The 21,371-nt window shown below is 59.0% G+C and carries 24 protein-coding genes, 1 pseudogene and 2 CRISPR repeat arrays; of the genes and pseudogenes, 17 read left to right on the forward strand and 8 right to left on the reverse strand.

Translation table 11 applies throughout. The features are described 5' to 3' along the window. Nucleotides 1–35: 35 nt before the first annotated feature. A CRISPR array of direct repeats spans nt 36–307; the repeat unit is 28 nt; unit sequence GGACTATCCCCGCGCACGCGGGGGAACC. A gap of 30 nt (nt 308–337) precedes the next feature. The 6 genes and pseudogenes from GbCGDNIH8_RS07195 to GbCGDNIH8_RS07220 form a co-directional block, all read left to right on the forward strand. After that, on the forward strand, nt 338–853 hold the full coding sequence (locus GbCGDNIH8_RS07195) for a DsbA family protein (RefSeq protein WP_072572659.1): 516 nt from the start codon (nt 338–340) through the stop codon (nt 851–853). Further along, nucleotides 846–1,316: a hypothetical protein gene (locus GbCGDNIH8_RS13055; protein ID WP_072572660.1), complete on the forward strand. Its 471-nt coding sequence runs from the start codon at nt 846–848 to the stop codon at nt 1,314–1,316. The genes GbCGDNIH8_RS07195 and GbCGDNIH8_RS13055 overlap by 8 nt, the downstream gene beginning before the upstream one ends. Before the next feature lie 90 nt (nt 1,317–1,406). Continuing rightward, a complete protein-coding gene (locus tag GbCGDNIH8_RS07205) occupies nt 1,407–2,600 on the forward strand; it encodes a DUF932 domain-containing protein (protein WP_072572661.1) in 1,194 nt (397 codons plus the stop codon). 130 nt (nt 2,601–2,730) lie between these two features. Beyond that, nucleotides 2,731–2,985 carry a type II toxin-antitoxin system Phd/YefM family antitoxin gene (locus tag GbCGDNIH8_RS07210; protein ID WP_072572662.1) on the forward strand — a complete coding sequence of 85 codons (255 nt, stop codon included), beginning with the start codon at nt 2,731–2,733 and terminating at the stop codon, nt 2,983–2,985. Then, entirely contained in the window at nt 2,985–3,410 is a 426-nt protein-coding gene (locus GbCGDNIH8_RS07215; RefSeq protein ID WP_072572664.1) for a type II toxin-antitoxin system VapC family toxin, read from the forward strand. Before GbCGDNIH8_RS07210 ends, GbCGDNIH8_RS07215 begins: the two co-directional genes overlap by 1 nt. 147 nt (nt 3,411–3,557) lie before the next feature. Next, nucleotides 3,558–4,043, forward strand: a pseudogene (locus tag GbCGDNIH8_RS07220) (ParB/RepB/Spo0J family partition protein); the annotation flags it as partial. Between the two features lie 51 nt (nt 4,044–4,094). Here the strand turns inward: GbCGDNIH8_RS07220 and GbCGDNIH8_RS07225 are convergent. Continuing rightward, nucleotides 4,095–5,315 (reverse strand): RNA-guided endonuclease InsQ/TnpB family protein, encoded by a 1,221-nt coding sequence (locus GbCGDNIH8_RS07225; RefSeq protein WP_072572665.1) that lies wholly within the window; start codon nt 5,313–5,315, stop codon nt 4,095–4,097. A gap of 22 nt (nt 5,316–5,337) precedes the next feature. On the opposite strand from GbCGDNIH8_RS07225, the gene tnpA reads away from it, so the two are divergent. Next, entirely contained in the window at nt 5,338–5,751 is a 414-nt protein-coding gene (gene tnpA / locus GbCGDNIH8_RS07230) for an IS200/IS605 family transposase (protein ID WP_072572667.1), read from the forward strand. Between the two features lie 62 nt (nt 5,752–5,813). Beyond that, nucleotides 5,814–6,207: direct repeats of the CRISPR family, unit length 28 nt; unit sequence GGACTATCCCCGCGCACGCGGGGGAACC. Nucleotides 6,208–6,282: 75 nt separating this feature from the next. Here the strand turns inward: tnpA and GbCGDNIH8_RS07235 are convergent. Continuing rightward, nucleotides 6,283–6,771, reverse strand: coding sequence for a cytidine deaminase (locus GbCGDNIH8_RS07235; RefSeq protein WP_367593397.1), 489 nt, complete (start codon nt 6,769–6,771; stop codon nt 6,283–6,285). Next, entirely contained in the window at nt 6,746–7,783 is a 1,038-nt protein-coding gene (recA, locus tag GbCGDNIH8_RS07240; RefSeq protein WP_072572670.1) for a recombinase RecA, read from the reverse strand. Before recA ends, GbCGDNIH8_RS07235 begins: the two co-directional genes overlap by 26 nt. A gap of 354 nt (nt 7,784–8,137) precedes the next feature. Between recA and speD the strand changes: the two genes are divergently transcribed. Continuing rightward, nucleotides 8,138–8,626 (forward strand): adenosylmethionine decarboxylase, encoded by a 489-nt coding sequence (gene speD / locus GbCGDNIH8_RS07245; protein ID WP_072572672.1) that lies wholly within the window; start codon nt 8,138–8,140, stop codon nt 8,624–8,626. Between the two features lie 122 nt (nt 8,627–8,748). Then, nucleotides 8,749–9,630, forward strand: coding sequence for a polyamine aminopropyltransferase (gene speE / locus GbCGDNIH8_RS07250; RefSeq protein ID WP_072572673.1), 882 nt, complete (start codon nt 8,749–8,751; stop codon nt 9,628–9,630). A 131-nt stretch (nt 9,631–9,761) separates the two neighbouring features. Here speE and dksA read toward each other — a convergent pair whose 3' ends face one another. Next, nucleotides 9,762–10,175, reverse strand: coding sequence for an RNA polymerase-binding protein DksA (gene dksA / locus GbCGDNIH8_RS07255; protein WP_072573719.1), 414 nt, complete (start codon nt 10,173–10,175; stop codon nt 9,762–9,764). A gap of 85 nt (nt 10,176–10,260) precedes the next feature. Continuing rightward, a complete protein-coding gene (locus tag GbCGDNIH8_RS07260) occupies nt 10,261–10,440 on the reverse strand; it encodes a hypothetical protein (RefSeq protein WP_072572674.1) in 180 nt (59 codons plus the stop codon). A gap of 81 nt (nt 10,441–10,521) precedes the next feature. Between GbCGDNIH8_RS07260 and GbCGDNIH8_RS07265 the strand changes: the two genes are divergently transcribed. Next, nucleotides 10,522–11,592 (forward strand): glycosyltransferase family 4 protein, encoded by a 1,071-nt coding sequence (locus GbCGDNIH8_RS07265; protein WP_072572676.1) that lies wholly within the window; start codon nt 10,522–10,524, stop codon nt 11,590–11,592. 90 nt (nt 11,593–11,682) lie between these two features. Here GbCGDNIH8_RS07265 and GbCGDNIH8_RS12845 read toward each other — a convergent pair whose 3' ends face one another. Continuing rightward, entirely contained in the window at nt 11,683–11,859 is a 177-nt protein-coding gene (locus GbCGDNIH8_RS12845; protein WP_157692569.1) for a hypothetical protein, read from the reverse strand. A 49-nt stretch (nt 11,860–11,908) separates the two neighbouring features. Here GbCGDNIH8_RS12845 and GbCGDNIH8_RS12850 point away from each other — a divergent pair, with 49 nt between their 5' ends. The 4 genes from GbCGDNIH8_RS12850 to GbCGDNIH8_RS07285 all read left to right on the forward strand — a co-directional run bounded on the left by GbCGDNIH8_RS12850 (nt 11,909) and on the right by GbCGDNIH8_RS07285 (nt 16,077). Then, nucleotides 11,909–12,841, forward strand: a complete 933-nt coding sequence (locus GbCGDNIH8_RS12850) for a hypothetical protein (protein WP_157692570.1) — start codon at nt 11,909–11,911, stop codon at nt 12,839–12,841. Between the two features lie 686 nt (nt 12,842–13,527). Further along, nucleotides 13,528–14,058, forward strand: a complete 531-nt coding sequence (locus GbCGDNIH8_RS07275) for a UPF0262 family protein (RefSeq protein ID WP_072572679.1) — start codon at nt 13,528–13,530, stop codon at nt 14,056–14,058. A 79-nt stretch (nt 14,059–14,137) separates the two neighbouring features. Beyond that, nucleotides 14,138–15,226 (forward strand): S-methyl-5-thioribose-1-phosphate isomerase, encoded by a 1,089-nt coding sequence (gene mtnA / locus GbCGDNIH8_RS07280; RefSeq protein WP_072572680.1) that lies wholly within the window; start codon nt 14,138–14,140, stop codon nt 15,224–15,226. Further along, on the forward strand, nt 15,226–16,077 hold the full coding sequence (locus GbCGDNIH8_RS07285) for a DUF2272 domain-containing protein (protein ID WP_072572681.1): 852 nt from the start codon (nt 15,226–15,228) through the stop codon (nt 16,075–16,077). Before mtnA ends, GbCGDNIH8_RS07285 begins: the two co-directional genes overlap by 1 nt. A 44-nt stretch (nt 16,078–16,121) precedes the next feature. Here the strand turns inward: GbCGDNIH8_RS07285 and GbCGDNIH8_RS07290 are convergent, their stop codons facing one another. Then, entirely contained in the window at nt 16,122–16,532 is a 411-nt protein-coding gene (locus GbCGDNIH8_RS07290) for a rhodanese-like domain-containing protein (RefSeq protein WP_072572682.1), read from the reverse strand. A 184-nt stretch (nt 16,533–16,716) separates the two neighbouring features. Between GbCGDNIH8_RS07290 and GbCGDNIH8_RS07295 the strand changes: the two genes are divergently transcribed. Further along, a complete protein-coding gene (locus tag GbCGDNIH8_RS07295) occupies nt 16,717–17,736 on the forward strand; it encodes a cysteine synthase A (RefSeq protein ID WP_072572683.1) in 1,020 nt (339 codons plus the stop codon). Nucleotides 17,737–17,815: 79 nt separating this feature from the next. Here the strand turns inward: GbCGDNIH8_RS07295 and GbCGDNIH8_RS07300 are convergent, their stop codons facing one another. Beyond that, nucleotides 17,816–18,361 (reverse strand): hypothetical protein, encoded by a 546-nt coding sequence (locus tag GbCGDNIH8_RS07300; RefSeq protein ID WP_157692571.1) that lies wholly within the window; start codon nt 18,359–18,361, stop codon nt 17,816–17,818. Nucleotides 18,362–18,541: 180 nt separating this feature from the next. Here GbCGDNIH8_RS07300 and glpX point away from each other — a divergent pair, with 180 nt between their 5' ends. Beyond that, nucleotides 18,542–19,513 (forward strand): class II fructose-bisphosphatase, encoded by a 972-nt coding sequence (gene glpX / locus GbCGDNIH8_RS07305; protein ID WP_072572685.1) that lies wholly within the window; start codon nt 18,542–18,544, stop codon nt 19,511–19,513. A gap of 4 nt (nt 19,514–19,517) precedes the next feature. Continuing rightward, the gene (gene recJ / locus GbCGDNIH8_RS07310) at nt 19,518–21,368 is read left to right on the forward strand and encodes a single-stranded-DNA-specific exonuclease RecJ (RefSeq protein ID WP_072573720.1); all 1,851 of its coding nucleotides are present in this window, start codon (nt 19,518–19,520) and stop codon (nt 21,366–21,368) included. Nucleotides 21,369–21,371 lie beyond the last annotated feature (3 nt).

Raw genomic sequence — 21,371 nt, forward strand, 5'->3', positions numbered from 1 at the left:
GGCACCGGGTGTTCTGAATTCAGAACACCTACGTCAGACTATCCCCGTGCATGCGGGGGAACCCGGATGATACATAAAGATACTTTCGTCCACTGTGGACTATCCCCGCGCACGCGGGGGAACCAACGCATTTTCTGACGTGTACGTGCTGGGCCAGGGACTATCCCCGCGCACGCGGGGGAACCTGGACTACCTCTCGCGGCGTGATCGGCGTCTCGGGACTATCCCCGCGCACGCGGGGGAACCGCCGGGACCAGAGTGGCACATTTTCTGGCACACGGACTATCCCCGCGCACGCGGGGGAACCTCTTGCTCGGATACCCGGGCAGATCCTGACTTGCTCACCGGCCTGAAGGCCGGTGAGCAAGTCAGTATGGTTGATCCGGTGCTGCGCTTGGCATCAGCACATTATGGGCTTGTGGGCCGGCAGGGCGCAGCGCGTGTCTATATGGTGATCGATCCACTATGCCCTTTCTCCACCCGCGCCTTCAGCACCTTGCGGGCTGCCATAGAAGAGGGGCGTATTCAGCTCGCCCTGGTGCCGATTTCGATCAATGATCATGAAAATGGCGGAGCATCTACGCTTGCAGCCTTGGAACTGCTTTCAGCCTCAGCGGCCGAGATGGGCGATACCTGGCGGCGGATCAGCAATCTCGGGCATGCCGAACCTGACCATACACCAAACGACACGGCACAAGCCGCGCTGACCTTAAACCTGGCTGCTGCCCACGCGATCCAGATGCGTGGAACGCCGACCTTTGTTTGGAAGGATCGCCTTGGTGTTTCCCGTAAGGAAGCCGGGGTACCAGATGACATCAATCAGTTCCTCGCGAGCCTGCCCCCCCATGAGTAATCGTCAACGCTACGCTGGACGTGTGGCCAAAGCCGTCGGATGGCTTCTTTTTCCGATCGAATACGCCTTCCGTCCGAGTATACGTGCGGCTCGCGAGGGGACGCGGCTGCTACGTGATCTACCTGTTATTACGCCTTCCAATACTTTTTCCGCAGCATCGTCAGAAACCGCGCCAGCGGATAGGAATGACGCGTCTGAACTCAGTTCTGTGCAAAAACGTACCCTTATGCTCTGCCGTTTGTTTGCGATTTTAATGCTGCTTGTTTTGATATGGTGGTGCCGTATTGTTTTTTTTCTTGGGCGAGATGTTTTTTCCCCGGCCAGTATTGAACTGTTGGCAATCGCTATAGTGATGGGAAGCCAGTGTTTGATCCTCGGGCTCACCAACTGGCAGGCAAGGACAGGCCGTGCGGCTGGATTCCTGGAGTTTCTGTCCGATGGCCGGAACGTCTGGCCGCGATAGGAGGTGAGAAGAGTAAGAGGGCGGAATGGATTTCCGTGACGGATGAGTGCCGAGAGAGAGGCTTTTGGCTTCCGTCATGGAGTTGTTCCGATGAACACGCAGGTTCTTGACGCCAGCCACCATCTCAGCGGCGGCTATAAGGTCGATGTCACGCGCGGCGAGCGCGTCGGCCGAGTTTCGTCAGAGTGGTTTTCACGGCCCGATGACGAGCGGTTCCTGTCGCTTGGTGAGCTGGACCGCTCGGTGCGCGATCGGTCCGTACGCAGCCGGACCCGTGTGGTGGAAACTGCGCTGATCCATGTCGAGGCGAGCCGTACTGATCCCGAGCGGCTGTCGCTGATCCTGCCCGACGCCGAGGCTCCAGTGGCCCTGACACACTGGAGCTTCGGTCAGTTGGCGAGCCAGGTCGGCGCACCCGCAGCCTATCTGCGTCAGCTTCCGGCAGCACTCGCCGGTATCAATCTGCAATACGGCCTGGCCTCAAACCGCATCGAACAGATCAAGACGCTGGAAACCGACAATGGCCGCGTCGAGCTTCGCGCCGTGACCGGCCCCGACTATGGGCGCATCTACGACCATGAGCTGGTGGAGGCAGTGCAGCGTATTGCCGGCAACGGCACGGGAGACACCCGCTGGAAAGTGCCGGGCGTGCTCGATTGGTCGACGGGTATCTATAACCCGCACGTCGATATCTCGAAAGATACGACGACTCTCTATGCCAGCGACCGCGATGTGTTCGTGTTTCTGGTCGACGACCTAAACCCCATCGAAGCCGGTCGCCTCCCAGACGGCTCTCCCGACCTGTTCTTTCGAGGATTCTATGCCTGGAACTCGGAGGTCGGTGCCAAGACGCTTGGCATGGCGAGCTTCTATCTGCGCGCCGTGTGCCAGAATCGCAATCTGTGGGGCGTCGAGGATTTCGAGGAGGTCAGCATCCGCCACAGCAAATACGCTGCTTCACGCTTCGCCCAGGAGGCAGCCCCGGCGCTGCTCAACTTTGCCAATTCGTCGCCCACGCCCTTCATCAACGGCATCAAAGCGGCGCGCGAACGTATTGTTGCTAATACTGACCAAGATCGCAACGACTTCCTGCGGCGACGCGGTTTCTCAAAAGCCGAGACCGTCAAGATCATCGACACAGTGTTGGCCGAGGAAGGCCATCCGCCCGAAAGCATCTTCGATTTTGTGCAAGGCATCACGGCGGTCGCACGCCACAAGCCGCATCAGGACGCTCGCCTCGATATGGAAGCCAAGGCGAAGAAGTTGCTTGATCGCGCCAATTGACCTCAACAAAGCCGGGAATACGGCTTTTCGTGTTTCCGGCTTTCACATTCAGCCTAAAACATTGACAAAAAAGTTTTGTAGGAACTTTTATACAAAAACTGATTTATCCTTGAAAACAGGAGTGCCGCCCATGACCATCACCACCCTATCGAGCCGGGAATTCAACCAGGACACCGGCCGGGCCAAGAAAGTCGCCTCAGATGGGCCAGTTTTCATTACCGACCGGGGCAAGCCCACCCATGTCCTGCTCAGCATTGAGGAATACCAGCGCATCACCGGCAAACGTCGGAGCATCGTTGATGCCCTGTCCATGCCCGGCCTTGCCGACATCGAGTTTGATCCGCCGCGCTCGCGGGAACTCGCTCGCGGGGCGGATTTCTCATAATGTTCCTGCTCGATACCAACGTCATTTCCGAACTTCGGAAGGCCGGTGACGGCAAAGCGGATGCCAATGTCGTCGCCTGGCTGTCCAGCGTGGATGCCACGACTTTCTATCTCTCCGCCGTCACTCTCATGGAAATCGAACTCGGCATCCTTCGGATCGAACGGCGCGATCCGCCCCAAGGGGCCAGGCTTCGTGCCTGGATGGATCACCATGTCTTACCCGAATTTGCGGATCGAACCTTGTCTGTCGATACCGCCGTGGCATTGCGTTGCGCACCCCTTCATGTGCCGGACCCGCGCCCCGAGCGGGATGCGTTCATTGCCGCGACAGCTCTGGCTCATGGCATGACGGTTGTGACCCGCAATCTGGCTGATTTCGCGCCAACGGGCGTGCCACTGCTCAATCCATGGGAGGAATCCCATTAGGATAAACAAGACAGAACACTGATTCGAACCTGTTTAAACCCATACGTCCGTGGCGCTGCCCTTTCAGAGGAAGAGGGCGGCGCTTCGCTTCGTGACGGATTTTAGGTCGAGAGAAAGTCTTTCGGCGTCTGTCGCGGAGTAATGATCATGGCATCTGCCAATCAGAAAATCACTTTGTCGTCGTCGCGCGATATCCCCTTCAACAAGCTGGTGCTCAGCCAGTCCAATGTCCGGCGTGTCAAGGTCGGCGTCTCGATCGAGGATCTTGCCGAATCTATCGCCAGGCGCGGCCTCATCCAGTCCTTGCACGTCCGGCCGGTTCTCGACGCCGATGGTCAAGAGACTGGCATGTTCGAGGTGCCTGCGGGCGGACGCCGTTATCGTGCGCTCGAACTATTGGCCAAGCAGAAGCGCCTTGCCAAGACCGCGCCCGTGCCATGCATCGTTGGCGATGCGGCGAGCGGCATTCTGATCGACGAGGTGTCGCTTGCCGAGAATATTGACCGCGCGCCACTACATCCGCTCGACCAGTTTCGGGCGTTTCAGACGATGCGCGACAAGGGCATGACCGAGGAAACGATCGCCGCATCCTTCTTCATCGACGTTAAAGTGGTAAAGCAGCGCCTACGTCTTGCCTGACTTGCTCACCGGCCTGAAGGCCGATGGTTCTGGTTTGAGCTTGCATTAAGCAGCCCTCCCGATGCTTCCTGCTTCAACGGGCCGCCTGATGCGGTGTCCCTCCACAGGCTTCAACGGGCAGTCCGCCCGCCGTAGGATGTTTTTCGCGGCGTTGATATCCGCGTTTTCAGTGTGTCCGCAGGTGGCGCAGACAAAGCGGGCCTGGCTGACCCGACTTGCGGGGTCTGTTACTCCACAGACAGAGCATGTCTGGCTTGTGTAGGCGGCTGGCACTTCAACCAGTTTCCCGCCTCTATCCGCCAGCTTGTAGCCTAGAAACGTGCGAAACATCCGCCAGCCCTGATCCAGAATACTCCTGTTTAGCCCGGCCTTCTGCCGAACGTTACGACCCGGCTCTTCTGCCGTGCCTTTGGCCGATGCGGACATGTTCCGCACCTGCAATGCCTCCACAACGACCGTGCCGTGGTTCTTGGCGATGGTCGTGCTGAGTTTGTGGAGGAAATCCTTTCGCGTGTTGGCGACACGGGCGTGCAGTTTCTGCACACGCCAGACTGCCTTACGTCGGTTGGCGCTGCCCTTCTTTTTGCGGGATACAGAACGCTGTGCTTTCCTCAGAGCGCACAGGGCCTTCTTGCCAAAATTGCCTGGAGCAATCGTCGTGCTGCTGCTCATGGCGGTAAAAACCGACACACCCATATCCAAACCAACTGCAGGCAGAGTGGATAGAGCCTGGTCTGGAACTTCGCGCTCCCACTGGACGGAAGCGAACCACTGTCCTGCTCGCCGGGAGATCGTGATGTTGCGGATCGCACCGGGCAGATCATACCAACCCCGGAAGGCGACCCATCCGAGCTTGGGGAGCTTGATGCGCCCGGTCTTCTTTCCGATCCGCTCTACACGCAGCGAGGCCGGATCGGGAAAACGGAAACCGTCGTGCAGGCCCTTGCGACGGGGTGACGGATAGCCAGAGCGACCGGAGAAGAAGTTCTGATAGGCCCGGTCGAGATCGCGCAGCGCCTGTTGCAGCGGGTGGATCGGCGCTTCGCGCAGCCAGTCCACATCCCGGCGCAAGTCGGTGAGTTCGCGGCATTGCCCGGCAAACGAAATGGCTTTGCCGGTTCTGTCCTTGTGGCGCTGCCACCAGTCCCGCCTCTGTTCCAGCGCGAGGTTATAGACGAAGCGGCAAGCACCGGCGATCCCGGCCAGCGTAAGCCTTTGCTTCGCATCCGGGTAAAGCCGGTAGATGTTGGCCTTGCGCTGGATCATTTGGAAAGTATAGCATTGGCCTATGGGGAATAACAATGATTACAGACGAGGCAGGCACTGTGTTTTTACGCTTCATGTCCACTTGGTCTTCGTGACAAAATATCGCCGCCATGTCTTCACTGCCGCGATCCTGAAAGATATGCAGACTGTCTTCGAGAAGGTCTGCACAGACTTCGAAACCCATCTGGTGGAATTCGACGGGGAGGATGATCACGTGCATCTCCTCGTGCACTATCCGCCCAAGGTGGCTTTGTCTGTTCTCGTGAACAGCCTCAAGGGTGTTTCAAGCCGAAGGTTGAGGCAGATGCATCCCGCGCTTGTCCGCCGCTACTGGCGTGGCGTGCTCTGGTCTCCAAGCTATTTTGCAGCGTCCTGTGGTGGCGCGCCGCTTTCTATCATCCGGCAGTATATCGAGCAGCAGCGAACACCAGATTGAGACAGCTAACCGCCCTATCTCCGGCCTCAACGCCGGAGCTTGCGGGCCTGAAAAACGGGTCAGGACTATCCCCGCGCACGCGGGGGAACCTCGAGCGCAACGCGGTCATTGCGGCCCTTATAGGGACTATCCCCGCGCACGCGGGGGAACCAGGATGTGGCGACGCGGGATACAAAATCCGGGCGGACTATCCCCGCGCACGCGGGGGAACCAGGAAACAGATAGCGAAATCATCGTGACGAAAAGGACTATCCCCGCGCACGCGGGGGAACCGACCATGCCGGAGGTTGTTGCGGCGATTGTTAGGGACTATCCCCGCGCACGCGGGGGAACCCCGCCTGCTGAGGCGTCGCAACAAAATCGGCGAGGACTATCCCCGCGCACGCGGGGGAACCCGACCTCGGCTGTCGTGAGCCGGTCAATGCGCGGGACTATCCCCGCGCACGCGGGGGAACCTCTAGACCTGATGTTATTGATTTCAAAGAACAATCCAAATTGTTCACATTTTGAGGAAAATGCAAGCCGCCTTTTTCAACGTCGGTAAGGAAGAGGAAGGAGAAATGAAAGCGGCACCTTGATCAGTCCCTGCCCATCCGAAACAATAATCATGGTGGAAGGGGTAAAATCCGCGAACATCTCTCGACACGCGCCGCAGGGAGAGACAACGTCAATGTCCTGATCGATCTCATCCGGTTTGGGATGACGAACCGCGACGGCTGTTTTGATCTCGCTGCCACCTTCCAGTTTGGCGCGCCCCAATGCGATGGCTTCGGCACAAATCTGCAGGCGTCCTACCGTCGCGCCAAGATGAAGGCCGGTCCATATGCGGCCATTTGCATCCCGCAACGCCGCCGCCACCGTATGCCATAACGGGCGGTAATGCTCCCGCATCACCCCCCGCGCTACCTCAACCAGTTCCTCATCTATCCGATCCAGCGGAGATGCTGCGGCATCAAGACATAATCTCGATCCCTGCCGCGTTTTCTCGTGTCTGTTACTCAGCCGCTTCCGCCTCCTCAGCGTCCGGTGTGGTGATCATGGCGTTCTGCACGGTACCAGACTGCTCCCTGATCCGGTTCTCGATCGTATTGGCGATCTCCGGATGGTCCCGCAGAAACTGTTTCGCGTTTTCCCGCCCCTGCCCGATGCGTTGGCTGTCATAGCTGTACCAGGCACCGGATTTCTCCACCACATTGACCTTGACGCCAAGATCAATCAACTCACCGACCTTGCTGATACCTTCACCATAGATAATGTCGAACTCCACCTGCCGGAAAGGCGGCGCCAGTTTGTTCTTCACCACTTTCACGCGGGTCTGGTTGCCGATGACTTCTTCCTTGTCCTTCAACTGTCCGATACGGCGAATGTCGAAGCGCACCGACGCATAGAATTTCAGTGCATTGCCACCCGTCGTCGTTTCCGGGCTGCCAAACATCACACCGATTTTCATCCGGATCTGATTGAGGAAAATCAGTGTCGTGTTGCTGCGATTCACGGAGCCAGTCAGCTTGCGCAATGCCTGACTCATCAGACGGGCATGCAGACCGACATGACTGTCGCCCATTTCGCCTTCAAGCTCGGCCCGCGGAACCAGAGCCGCGACACTATCCACCACCAGCACGTCGATCGCACCGGAGCGCACCAGCGTATCGGCGATTTCCAGTGCCTGTTCCCCGGCATCCGGCTGGCTGATCAGGAGATTATCGACGTCAACACCCAGCTTGCGTGCGTACACCGGATCAAGCGCATGTTCCGCATCAACAAAAGCACACGTACCGCCACGTTTCTGCGCCTCCGCCACTGTATGCAGGGCGAGCGTGGTCTTGCCCGAGCTTTCGGGACCATAAATCTCCACGATCCGTCCACGCGGCATGCCCCCGATTCCAAGCGCGAGATCAAGCCCCAGCGAACCACTGGGAATCACCTCAATCTGCTCGGCGACATTGCGCGCCCCCATGCGCATGATCGAGCCTTTTCCGAAAGACCGTTCGATCTGCGCCAGCGCGGCATCCAGCGCTTTATTCTTTTCCATAGCGGACATGTCCTCATGCATAGCCGCGCCCCGCGGCCGATTCACGCAGCTTCTTCAGTCAGTTTACCCTTGCAGGAAGCGCATCGAAAGACGCAGCTATTCCCCTTTATGTTCATAATATGTTCTAGTCAGATTCCAATTGCAAGGTGTATCCCCACCCCTGTACGCGATGATGTCAAAGCAGTCCCTGATCAGGACTCTTTTCATCGTCGCGTAAAAATATCATGGCCGCCACCCTGTCAGGGGGTCCGTTTTTGCTTGCAGTGGGGGGAATAGCGCTCTATTCACCGCCGCCTTGGCCCAAGGGGACGATTTTAGTCCAACCGGCCGTCTACTGGTAGGAAGGAGAATGCGATGAACGCACTCAACCCGCTGGGGATGGTCTCGGAAAATCCGAGCGAAAACCAGAACGTGACTGAAGCCGCCGCCCAGGCCAACACGCAGATTTCTGCGGCCGAAACGGAAGAGCGCAAGGATTACTTCGTAGAACGTGACGGCATGAAGTTTGCCGGCACGCATCTGTTGGCCGATCTTTGGGGCGCTACCAACCTCGACGATCCCGGCATGATCGATGTGACCCTCCGTGAAGCCGCAGTGACCGCCGGGGCAACCATTCTGCACAGCCATTTCCATCATTTCACACCGAATGGCGGCGTTTCTGGCGTTGTGGTGCTGGCGGAAAGCCACATCTCCATCCACACATGGCCGGAGCGCAACTTCGCAGCTGTCGACATCTTCATGTGTGGCGCCTGCGATCCGCACAAATCCATCCCGGTCCTGCGCGCAACATTCCAGCCGGAGCGTATCGATCTGGATGAGCAGCGTCGCGGGCGGGTCGTCTGAGAAATGTAACCTGACGCCTTTATAGCGTCATCGTTACGCGCTATCTCACCCAGCGCACCGCACGAGAAAAAAGGCGATCCGGAGGGCAACTTCCGGATCGCCTGATTTTTGGAGAACGCTTCATGTCCGACCAAACCCCTTCCTCCGGCAACACCTGGATCGCAGAAACGCTTTATCCTGATTGGGGTCAGCAATTCCGCGTCAGCAAGGAACTGGCTCGCGTCAAGTCAGATTTTCAGGACATCGTGGTGTTCGAGAGCAATTCTCATGGCCGCGTCCTGCTGCTGGACGGTGTCGTGCAAATCACTGAAGCCGATGAATTCGTCTATCAGGAAATGCTGACCCATGTGCCGCTGATCGCGCATGGCGCAGCCAAAAACGTGCTGATCATCGGCGCTGGAGATGGCGGTGTGCTGCGCCGCGTGCTGGAGCACAAGACAGTCGAACGCGCCGTCATGGTCGAGATCGACGGCGAAGTCATCCGTCTGAGCCGCGAGTTCATGCCAGGTATCAGCGGCAATGCGTGGAACGATCCACGGGCCGAGGTCATCGTTGGTGACGGCATCGATTATGTGAAAAAAGCCGCTGACGGCAGCTTCGATGTCATCATCGTCGACAGCACCGATCCGATCGGGGTGGGCGAAGTGCTGTTTACGGATGATTTCTATCAGAATGCAGCCCGTATTCTGACCTCTCGCGGTCTGATCGTGAACCAGTGCGGCGTCCCCTTCATGCAGGCTGATGAATTGCGTGAAACCAGCCTGCGTCGCCGCAACTTCTTCCCCCGCGTCGGTGCCTATGTTGCCGCGGTTCCGACCTATGTCGGCGGTTTCATGACTTTGGGCTTCGCCACCAAGGATGCAGATTTTACACAGGCCGATCTGGAAACAGTGCGTGCCCGTGCCCAGGCGGCAGGGATTGCCAACACACGCTACTGGACACCGGAAGTGCATGTCGGCAGCTTCTATCTGCCGCCCTACATTGCCGAGCAGCTTCCTGCCTGATGATTCCGATACCGGGGGCGGAGGATACAAATCCGCCCCCGGAGCAGCTCAGAAAAGGATGAAAAGGCCGCTCCCGGAAAGGGCGGCCTTTTCTGATCAGCACATCACCCGTCAAGACGGGTAAAATATGATCAATCGTCGCGGTGAACTCGTTCCATGCGCTCATGCCGCTCCTGAGCTTCGAGCGACAGGGTGGCAATGGGACGGGCTTCCAGACGTTTCAGCCCGATCGGCTCGCCGGTTTCCTCGCAATAGCCGTAGGTACCGTTCTCGATCCGCTGCATCGCCTGATCAATCTTGGAGATCAGCTTTCTGGCCCGGTCCCGGGTGCGCAGCTCCAGGGCACGATCCGTCTCCACACTGGCACGATCGGTAATATCCGCCTCATGGATGCCGCCTTCGGAAAGGCTTGCCAGTGTATCGTCGGCTTCCCGGAGCAGATCGGCCCGCCAACGTAACAATTTCTGTCGAAAATACTCAACATGAAGCGGGTTCATGAATTCTTCGGCCTCGGAAGGCCGATAGTCCGGTGGAAGCGTCACCATCATTTCGCTGCATCCCTGCGTGGCGATTCGGCGGGCTTATACAGGGGGTTTACTCTCTCAACAAGAGCACCACGATTGCCCCTCCTTATTCACGCTTGGGAAACATTGCTGCCATATCAGAGTCGCTGTGGTGGTGATATTGTGTTTCGCCCGGAACCAACTCATCAGTCGCCTGAGACGGCGGCGAGCTTCTCCGTTTCCCAAAATCTGAGAATTCCGGTTTTCTGAGCTGGATATCGCCGCCGTCGCCCTCCCCATCCGCCATTGAGTATCCGCCTTATGCGACTCGTCGACTGACAGATGCGGTCGCTGGAAAGCAGACCCGGGAGGGATATATAGTGTTTTGATGCATATCTTTTTTATCCAGCCTGCGGCCACTGATCCAACCGCCGGAGGACATCGCTACAACCGCGAACTGATAGAAGCCCTTCAACAACAAGGGCATTCAGTGACCGATATCACCCTGAAGGCCCGCTTTGTCCATGATGCCAGGGCGGCAGAAGAAGAAGCAAAACAGGTCTTTTCCACCCTGACGGCATCGTCCGGCCGGAACAGCCGCATCGTGATTGATGGCATGTCCCTGCCCGCTTTTCATCATCTGCCCCCCTCTGCCCTGCGTTGCCTGACGCCACTGATCCATCATCCCGGCGCTGCTGGTCAGCGCGGCGATTGTCCGGGGCCCGACGCAAATGTGCAGCAAGCGGAACAGACGGTTCTGTCAGCCGTCTCCCATGCCGTGGTGACACTTGAGCAGACACGCGACCGCCTGATCAGGGAATACGGGGTGGCGGATGCGCAGATCAGCGTCGTGGAAAGCGGCTTTGCCGCCTATGCCCCGGCTCCCGGCACACGCAACCGGGATAGCAGCAGCGCATGCGAAATTCTCTCTGTCGGCACGCTCGTCAAACGGAAAGGATATGATGTCCTGCTGAAAGCCCTCGCTCGGCTGACCGATCTCTCCTGGCACCTGACTATTACAGGGAATACACAGCGCGATCCGGCCTACGTCGAGGTGATCCGCGAACAGGCGGAGCAGGCGGGCCTTTCCTCCCGCGTGACGCTGCTCTCCTGCCCCGGGCATGAGACTTTGCAGACATTATGGGATGCTGCTGATCTTTACGCCCAGGCATCGTGGTGGGATGGACCACTTTCGGCAGTCCTGCAATCTCTGCGGCGCGGCATTCCACTGGCCATTACAGCCTCGCAGGAAGCAGCAATGAGGCTGCCGCTGAATGCAGGTGCCCTTTGCGCCCCTGGTGATCATGAAACTTTGTCCAAAGTGCTACGGCGCCTGATCTTCGATGATTCACTCAGAAAATCCTACGCCACAGCGGCCTGGAATTTCGGCGCCGGACTGCCAGGCTGGGATATGCAGGCACAGACCTTTATCCATGCGCTGCCGCCGACAGGCTTTTGATTGAACCCATTCCTTTCAATGTAAAAAGGGCGCCCGCAAAAGGCGCCCTTTTCATCTGCGATCCGGATTAACCGGAATCGGTGAGATCGCTCAGTTCAGCGTCTCGGGATCGGAGGTTTCGAGAACATCCAGCAGATCGCTGTCCTTCTTCGAATCCTCGGCAGGTCTGGACGGCTTACGACCGCGACGCGGCTTGGCCGGTGAGGTATCCTCGGCCTGCGTTACCGGAACTTCCGTGCGCCGGGTCTTACGCGGAGCGCGACGCACGGGAGTCAGCAGTTCGTCCCGGGTTCCCTCAACAACTGAAGCCGCACGCGTGCGGCGCGGCTTCACCGCAGTGGTAAGACTACGGGCTGTAACGCGCGGTGTACGGGTCGTCGCGGTTGCAGCCTTGGTCGCACGCGGCGTGCGCGTGGTCGGGGTTTTTGCGGCCGGTGCCTTTACGGTACGCGGCTTGCGGGTGGGAGTTGCTTTCACCGTACGGGCGCTTGCCGCCTTTGTCGTACGGGCCGGTGTGGCAGCACGGCGCGTAGCTGCCGTGGCGCGGGCGGCAGTCGCACGGGGTTTGGTTGCACGGGTCGCTGGTGCTGCCTTCGCCGCACGCACAGTCGTCCGCGTGGCGGCTGCACGCGTTGACGTCGCCCGCTTCGCAGCAGGGGCTTTTTTCACGGCAGAGGTAGCGCGGGTTGTCCTGGTGCGCGTTGTTTTTGCACGCGCTGACGTGGCGCGTGGCGTAACAGCACGTGTCTTCTTCGTGCCCGCCACTGTACGGCGGCTGGCCGTTGCGGTTTTGGCGGCAGGCTTACGCGCGGTGGCACGGGTTGCTGTCGTTCTGGTGGCGGTGACGCGCTTGGTGGCAGGTGTGCGCTTGGTAGCTGTGGCCCGCTTTGTCGTGGTCCTGGCTGTTGTTGCCCGGGTTGCAGGCTTACGTGTCGTTGTCTTGCCGGTCGCCGCACGGGTCGCCTTCACCGGCGTGGCACGGGTTGCCGTTTTCCGGACAGGTGAAGTCCGGGTCTTGGTGGCAGCTACTCTCGTAGACGGTTTTTTGGAGGTGGCTTTGGTCGCGGTCTTTGTCGCCGTCTTTTTGGCAGCGGTACTCCGCGTCGCTGTTTTGGCAGCTCCCTTCTTGGGGGTGGTAACCGCAGCGCCCCGGCGTGCGGTCGTGCTGCGCCGCGTCGTTACAGCCGCACTACTACGGCGGGTCGTTGAGCGCACGGCCATAGGTTGGGCACGTGGCGTTCCATTATGATCGTTATCATTACTCACCTGAGGAACTCCCCTTTCGGCCGGACCATTGGCCGGAAAAATCATGCTGATCATGTAGTCTTATACGCGTATCGAACCCGGAGGCCGGAAAATTGAAGCTGTGCTGATCAAGCCCCTGTCTGTCAGCCAAGCCTGCTACATTCCGGTTGCGTGTCAGGCTTGGGCGCAGTGCATGAAGCGCCTTTCTAACCTGCCATGCCTTTTCTGCCTCTTACCGTTTCCCATGCTGACCGGCTTTCATGACGGATCCATCAAAAATGACGGTATCACCTGAGATAACATGTTTCTTCTTGAAATGCCCTGCCCTGGCCCGGCAGCCGCCAGAACCAACGCAAGACAGGTTCGACAGCGAGTTGCGATTCGGATGAATCGCTCGTCAAGCATTTCTCTTCGCTCTTTCGAGCCGATCCTGTCAATAAAAACAACTCACCGCCAGTTCAGTTCCGCAATGTGCAAAAAGGCTTTTCTTTCTTCGTTTTGCTTTTTTGCAGTCTTTATAAAAGGAAATCCGATTCAGCCCTTTTCCGGCAGATAAAATCCTTTCATGAACAGCCCATACAGTAACACCCCCAGGATAACAGCAACCTGACAGCCGATATGCGGACAGTTGTATGCTCTGTCCTTTCATGCACAATTTCATCCAATATCAATCTGGACTAAAAGAAGCGCATGAGCGCAAAGCCGGAAGACACGCAACCGACACAGGCCGCCTCCAAACGACTGCTGAAGGTCATTCTGGAGGGAGAAGCCCTGACCAGACTCTCTCCTTTACAGGAGATGGACCGGGCTCAGGCTGTCGCCGATCTGGAAGCCGAAAACGTGTTTTCACTTGAACGCCCGCTGCCCGGTATGGCGCCCGTCAGTGAACAAGGCCCCTATATGCTTCATCTGTCCATTCAGGAAGGACGCCTGATCTTCGATATCCGTCGACAGGATGATACCTTTCTGACCGTGCTGGCACTTGCTCTGGGACCGTTCCGAAGGCTTATCAAGGACTATCATCTGCTGGTCGACAGCTATGCAAAAGCTGTGCAGGAAGCCAGGGAAGCGCGCATTCAGGCGATTGATATGGGTCGTCGCGGCCTGCACAATGAGGGGGCCGAGTTGATGCGCCACCGCCTGAATGGCAAGGTTTCGATCGACTTTGAAACGGCCCGCCGGTTATTCACATTGGTATGCGTGCTGCATCAGCGCATCTGAAGAATAGAGTAAGGCGTTAACCCGCAGCACGCCCCGCTACGCTGCACCGATCACTGCACTGTATTTCGAGGAACCGCACATGAAGATTGATGGCACGCCTTACCGCAGCGTGTGGGTCGATGACGATGGATGGAGCGTCCGTATTATTGATCAGACCAAACTGCCCTGGAGCGTTGATCTGCTGCGGCTGTCGCGGCTGGATCAGGTTACTCACGCGATCCGGTCCATGCAGGTGCGGGGCGCACCGCTGATTGGAGCGGTTGCTGCGTACGGACTGTGCCTTGCGCTGCGCGACAATACCACCACCGACGGGATGGAGCGGGCTGCGGCCCTGCTGGTGGAAACACGCCCCACCGCCGTTAACCTGCGCTGGGCCATTGATCGTATGCTGGCCCGGCTGCTCACAACCTCAGAAGCCGATCGCGTCACCATCGCCTATGATGAGGCTGCCGCCATTGCCGATGAAGATGCAAGCCAGAACGAGGCTATCGGCAGGCATGGTCTGGAACTGATCCGCGATCGTGTCCGTCCCGGACAACCCGTCAACATCCTGACGCACTGCAATGCCGGCTGGCTCGCCACTGTCGATTGGGGAACCGCTCTCGCGCCCATCTACATGGCGCATGAGGAAGGCATCGACGTGCATGTATGGGTCGATGAAACCCGTCCCCGTAATCAGGGAGCGCTACTGACCGCTTTTGAACTCGGCAAACACGGTGTTCCCTACACGCTGATCTGCGATAATGCCGGCGGCCATCTGATGCAGCATGGCAAGGTTGATCTGTGCATCACCGGCGCTGACCGCGTCACACGTAACGGCGATGCCGCCAACAAGATCGGCACGTATCTGAAAGCACTGGCTGCAAAAGATAATGGCGTACCCTTCTGGGTGGCATTGCCTTCCTCCACGCTTGACTGGTCGATCCGCGATGGCGTGAAGGAAATTGAGATCGAGGAACGTTCCGCTACAGAGGTCACAACCATGAGTGGTCGCGCCATGGATGGCAGTGTCATGACCGTACGCATTACGCCGAAAGACAGCCCGGCCGCCAACCCCGCTTTCGATGTGACTCCGGCCCGGCTGCTGAGCGGATTGATCACTGAACGCGGGCGCTGCGAGGCATCCGAAGAAGGGTTGCTCGGCCTGTATCCGGAATATCGGGTCTGATGCGCGCCCCTGCCGGAGCCACCGCTGTCGCATGTCTCCTGATGCTGACAGCCTGCTCGTCTTCCAGATCAGGCTCTGGCGGAGCAGCAGGTTCATCGGGGACAGGGGCATATACGGCCACCAATGAAGCGCATGTACCCGATTTCGCACGTATGCATTTCGCTCCGTTCAACCGTGCCGATGCAATTGGTCTGGCCTCAGCAGAATGGCGTGCGTTCGGCAGTGAAGTTCATGATGAACCGCCAGGCGAGAATCCTGATATGCCGCCCATACTGCGACCGGACCGGCAGCCCGGATTATGGGAGAAAGTCGGACTGTTCTGGTGGCTTGGGCAGGATGCCGATACCACCGAAAGTCTTTGGTCAGGGGCCTATACCAGCACAGGGACGCCGCTGCCCGACAAGGATATTCATCCCTGGTCGGCGGCGTTCATTTCCTATGTCATGCGTATTGCCGGGGCAGGTGCACGGTTTCCGTATTCTGCCTCTCATTCCACCTATATCAATATCGCCAAACAGATGGCGACAGGCGCGCAAAGCGGTTACGCCGTGATTGCCGAACGGCCGGGAGAATACGCACCGGTTCCCGGCGATCTGATCTGCACAGGGCGCGGTAAGGCAGAGCATCTGACTTATGATTCTCTCCCGACAGGCGGCTTCCCCAGCCATTGCGACATCATTGTCGCTTCCCGTCCCGGAGAACTCTCTGTTATCGGCGGGAATGTCGCCTATTCCGTGTCCATGAAACACGTGCCGACAACACCCTCCGGCATGATTGCCACACCGGACGGGCAGTCGGTTGACCCACGTTATCCATGGTTCGTCGTACTGCGCGTGACCTATGATCAATAAAGCCTGATCAGCGGGCGGGGGATCCCTCCCCGCCCGTTTTCACATTAACGCTGCTGCCAGGGCAGACCTTCCGCTTTCCATCCGGCGGCAACGCCACGATGGCCATTTGCATCGACCGGGCCTTCAAATCCTTCCGCTATATTATAGACATGCTCGTAACCGGCCTCCCGTGCAGCAATGGCAGCCGCCATGCTGCGGGCGCCGCTGCGGCACAGAAAATAAATGTGATGCTTCGGCATTAATCCTGCCTGACGCAGCTCATCGACGAAACGTGGATTGACCTGCATCTGCGGATGGACCTGCCAGCTGATCAGGACCGGTTTCTGCTGGACAGAGGAAAGATCGGGGATGCCGACAAACACCCATTCCACATCCGTACGCACATCCACCAGCCGTGCTTCCGGATCGGTTTTCAGGGCCGACCAGGCATCCACAACCGGGACGTTATCCACCATGACTATCTCCTCCATGCCGTTAATTCCAGATCACCATCGGGAATTAACCTGATATGCGTTGTATCACGATGCTTTTTATCAGCTCTTTCTATAGGTATGAATCCGCTGTTGTAAAAGATGTCCGGCATGGGGCCATAAAATTGGGCCTTATGAAGGAACACCCCGCTTCAGGAGAGTTTCGCTGATGAGCATACGCTCTGCCTTTGCCGCCCCGCCCGTTGCCGCATCGATGCTTCAGGCGATCGGCAACACACCGCTGATCCGTCTGAACAGGGCATCGGACGCAACCGGCTGTGAAATCCTTGGCAAGGCTGAGTTCATGAATCCCGGCGGCTCTGTCAAGGATCGTGCCGCTCTGGCCATTATTCTGGATGCGGAAAAGCGCGGCCTGCTGACCCCGGGTCAGGATGGAATCATCGTCGAGGGAACGGCAGGCAATACCGGCATTGGCCTGACCCTGGTCGGGCAGGCGCGCGGATATCGTAGTGTGATCGTGATGCCGGAAACGCAGAGTCAGGAGAAAATCGACTATCTGCGCATGATCGGGGCCGATCTTCGTCTGGTTCCGGCCAAACCTTTCCGTGATCCCGGCAATTACGTGCATGTTTCCCGTCGTCTGGCCGAAGAAAACGGTTGGGTCTGGGCCAATCAGTTCGACAATCTGGCCAATCGGGAAGGCCATCGTGAAACCACGGGCCGCGAGATCTGGGAACAGACGGGTGGCAAGGTGGATGCCTTCACCTGCTCTTGCGGCACAGGGGGAACGCTGGCCGGTGTTGCCCTTGCGCTCAAGGCGTTCAACCCGTCCGTGCGCATCACATTGGCTGATCCGCATGGCAGCGGGCTTTATGGCTGGGTGACCTCCAACGATCTCTCGGTCGAAGGCAGTTCCGTCACTGAAGGAATCGGCCAGTCTCGCGTCACCGCCAATCTGGAGGGCGTGCAGATCGACGATGCAGTCCGCATCAGCGATAGCGATGCGCTGCGACAGGTTTATGATCTGCTGCGGGAGGAAGGGCTGTCTATCGGCGGCTCGGCCGGTCTGAATGTCGCCGCCGCGATCGAAGTTGCAAAGCGCCTCGGGCCGGGACACACCATCGTTACGATTCTTTGTGATGGTGGCGCGCGCTATCAGTCGAAACTGTTCAACCCGGCTTTCCTGACGGAAAAGAACCTGCCGGTCCCGGAATGGCTTGCGTCATAATCACCTGCTTTCACGACTCAAAACAGGCTGATCCAACAACCGCCCGGCAAGGTTTCCTGCCGGGCGGTTTTCTGTTGTTTCAGGGCTGGGCTGGTTTCGGCGGGTTTACCTTGAGGCCGGGGGCCGGCGGCAGCTCCGTCCGCTTCATGACCATCGTGCGCAGGCTGGCATCACCCGGATCCTGCAACTTCAGAATTTCGCCATCTGCCGACGGAATGAAGGTAAATTCATCATCCAGCTTGTCGGCATGAAGCTGATACGCTCCGTTTTCCAACGTCCACGGTCCCAGACTATGGGTGACATGATCCACGGTCCTGTCACTCCCATCGCCTTTGTAAATCTGTTCCAGACGATACCAGGCCGGGCTGCCATCCGTGTGACGCATCAGGGTCAACACAAGGGTCTGCGTTTTGCAGACGGCGGTACAGGCGGTCGTGCCACTCCAGCGGCCAATCGGTTCAACCGGCAGTGGTTTTCCGTCCGGGCCTTTTTTGTTCAGCAATAAAGGCGGAGGAGGAGCGTTCCGATGCTCCTGAATTTTCACATAAGCAAATCCCGCGCCCAGAATTACCAGAGGAGGAACGGCAATACGCAACACGCGTCGCCAGTCGATTTTGATCGTCATGAACACATAGCCTCAATAAACACGGAACGCTCTACGTTCCTGACTGCTTAACAAGCACAGGGCATGACGTCACGCCCCTGCCCAGCAATCCCATATCGGCGCTTTATGCGTTGATCGGCTTCCCCGACGAGGGCCGATGCGCTACGCCTAAGCTCGATTTCCGACAAGCGGAGCGAAGCCATGGCCGATACACCCAAACATAGTGACCGTAACCTTGCACTGGAACTGGTGCGTGTAACGGAGGCCGCGGCTTTGGCCGCTTCCCGCTGGATGGGCAGAGGAGACAAGAACGCCGCCGATGGCGCAGCGGTCGAGGGCATGCGCAAGGCTTTCGACTCCGTTGCGATCAACGGCACGGTGGTGATCGGCGAAGGCGAAATGGATGAAGCGCCGATGCTGTATATTGGCGAGACCGTCGGTGCTGGCGGCCCCGCCATGGACATCGCGGTCGATCCGCTGGAAGGCACTACGCTCACCGCCAAAGGCGGCCCCAATGCCATGGCGGTGCTGGCGCTGGCCGAGGCCGGCAATTTCCTGCATGCTCCCGACATTTATATGGACAAGATCGCGGTCGGGCCGGGCCTGCCGGATGGGGTGGTTGATCTCGATAACTCCGTCGAAAGCAATCTGCGCAATCTGGCCAAAGCCAAGAAAATGGAGCTGTCCGATCTGGTCGTTTGCGTGCTGGATCGTGACCGGCACAACGAAATCGTCGCCAAGGCGCGTGAAGTCGGCAGCCGCATCATGATGATCAGCGATGGCGACGTGTTCGGCGCCATGGCCGCTGCCATGCCCGATACCGGCATCGACATTTATCTCGGCTCCGGAGGTGCACCGGAAGGTGTTCTGGCGGCAGCGGCGCTCCGTTGTATCGGCGGCCAGATGCAGGGGCGCCTGATGTATGAGTCGCAGGAGCAGGAAGACCGCGCCCGCGCCATGGGCATCACCGATCCGCGGCGTAAATACAGCGCCGAGGAAATGGCAAAGGGCGATGTCATGTTCGCCGCCACCGGCGTCACTGGCGGCCCAATGTTGCGCGGCGTGCGCATGTTCCCTGCCGGAGCCTATACGCATTCCGTGGTGATGCGCAGCAAGTCCGGCACCATTCGCTATGTCGAGGCCTATCACAACTTCAATACCAAGACCTGGTAATACTCTGACCGTGATCTCACCCTCTGTTCTGTGCCCGGAAGCCTCCACCACTGTTACGGACGCTGTTCTGGGGGTGGAGCGGAGCCTGACCGGTCGTGCATGGCGCTGGCGCATGCCCGCAGGAGCCGAGATTGCAGCCGTAGAGCGGCTTGGGCTGGCCATCGCACAGCGTCACGGGGTCAGCGATCTGCTGGGTCGTCTGATCGCGACACGCGGCATCGGGATCGAGCAGGCCGATACCTTCCTGCAACCAACACTGCGCGCCATGATGCCTGATCCTTCTGTTCTGGCGGGCATGGATCAGACGGCAGCCCGTATTGCTGCCGCCATCATGGCACAGGAGACCGTCGCCATTTTCGGCGATTACGATGTGGATGGCGCCTGCGGCACAACCCTGATGCTGACCGTGCTGCGCGCCTGCGGCTGCCCGGTGCTCTATCACATCCCGGATCGGCTGACGGAGGGATATGGCCCGAACGCCCCTGCCCTGCTGTCTTTGGCCGGGCGTGGTGCGAGCCTGATCATCTGCGTTGATTGCGGCACCGCGGCACAAACCGCGCTGTCAGCCGTCTCCGGCCGAGCCGATATTCTTGTGCTGGACCACCATAAAAGCGATACGCTGCCCCCTGCAGCTCTGGCCACCGTCAATCCGAACGGACCTGATGATCACTCCGGGCTGACCATGCTATGCGCAACCGGCGTGGCGCTGCTGACCTGCGTGGCCACTTTCCGCCAGCTTCGGCGCGATGGCTGGCAGGGGCATGAAGGGCCGCCTCCCGACTTGCTGGAGATGCTGGATCTGGTGGCGCTGGCCACCGTGTGTGACGTCATGCCACTGACCGGGATCAACCGTGCCTTCGTCACGCAGGGCCTGAAGGTGATGGATCGCCGCAACCGCATCGGGATTGCCGCCCTGCTGGAGGTGGCGCAGATGACCGGGCGAGTGACTGCCAGCACCTGCGGCTTCGTGCTGGGGCCGCGCATCAACGCGGCCGGGCGGATCGACAGTGCGGATATGGGGGTGCGGCTGCTGACCGCGACAGACCCGATCGCTGCCAGAGACATTGCCCAGGCGCTCGATTCCGTGAACGGGCGGCGTCAGACCGTGGAATCCTCCATCCTTGATACAGCGATCAGGGACGCAGAAGCACGGATCGAGGCAGGAGATGCCGCCATCGTCATTGGTGGGGAGGATTGGCATCCGGGTGTTGTCGGCATCATTGCCGGCAGGCTCCGGGAGCGGTTCAATCGTCCGGCCTGCGTGGCGGGTTCGGCTGACGGACTGCTCAAGGGATCAGGACGCTCCGTCCCCGGAATCGATCTGGGGGCCGCCATTATCGCCGCCCACCAGCACGGCCTGCTGCGCAGCGGGGGCGGCCATGCCATGGCAGCCGGGTTTGCACTCCCCCCTGAAAGTCTGCCCGCTTTCCGCTCCTTCATGAATGAGCGTCTGGCAGCAGCCGCCTTGCTGCCCAAAGCCGCTGATCTGGCGCTGGATGCCAGCCTGGGGGCCGGGGCTGTCACTGTGGCCATGGCCGAGGAACTCGCCCAACTGGCACCGTTCGGAAACGGGAATGATGAACCGCTGCTCGTCCTGCCCCGGCTGCGCTGCCGCAGGGCTGAACGGATCGGGCGGGATGGCGGAACGATTCGTGCTTTTCTGGAAAGCGAATCCGGTCACACCATCAAGGCGCTGCTGTTCCGCGCCAAGCCGGAGGATATGGCTGCGCCGATTGCCGATATCCTGTTGAATGGTGAATTACGCCCACTTCATCTGGCAGGTTACCTGCGTGCCGAAACCTGGAACGGCACGACGAGCGCAAACTTTTGCATTTCTGATGCTGCATTGGCTTGACCG

Source organism: Granulibacter bethesdensis (genome assembly GCF_001889545.1).
Lineage (GTDB): Bacteria > Pseudomonadota > Alphaproteobacteria > Acetobacterales > Acetobacteraceae > Granulibacter > Granulibacter bethesdensis_B.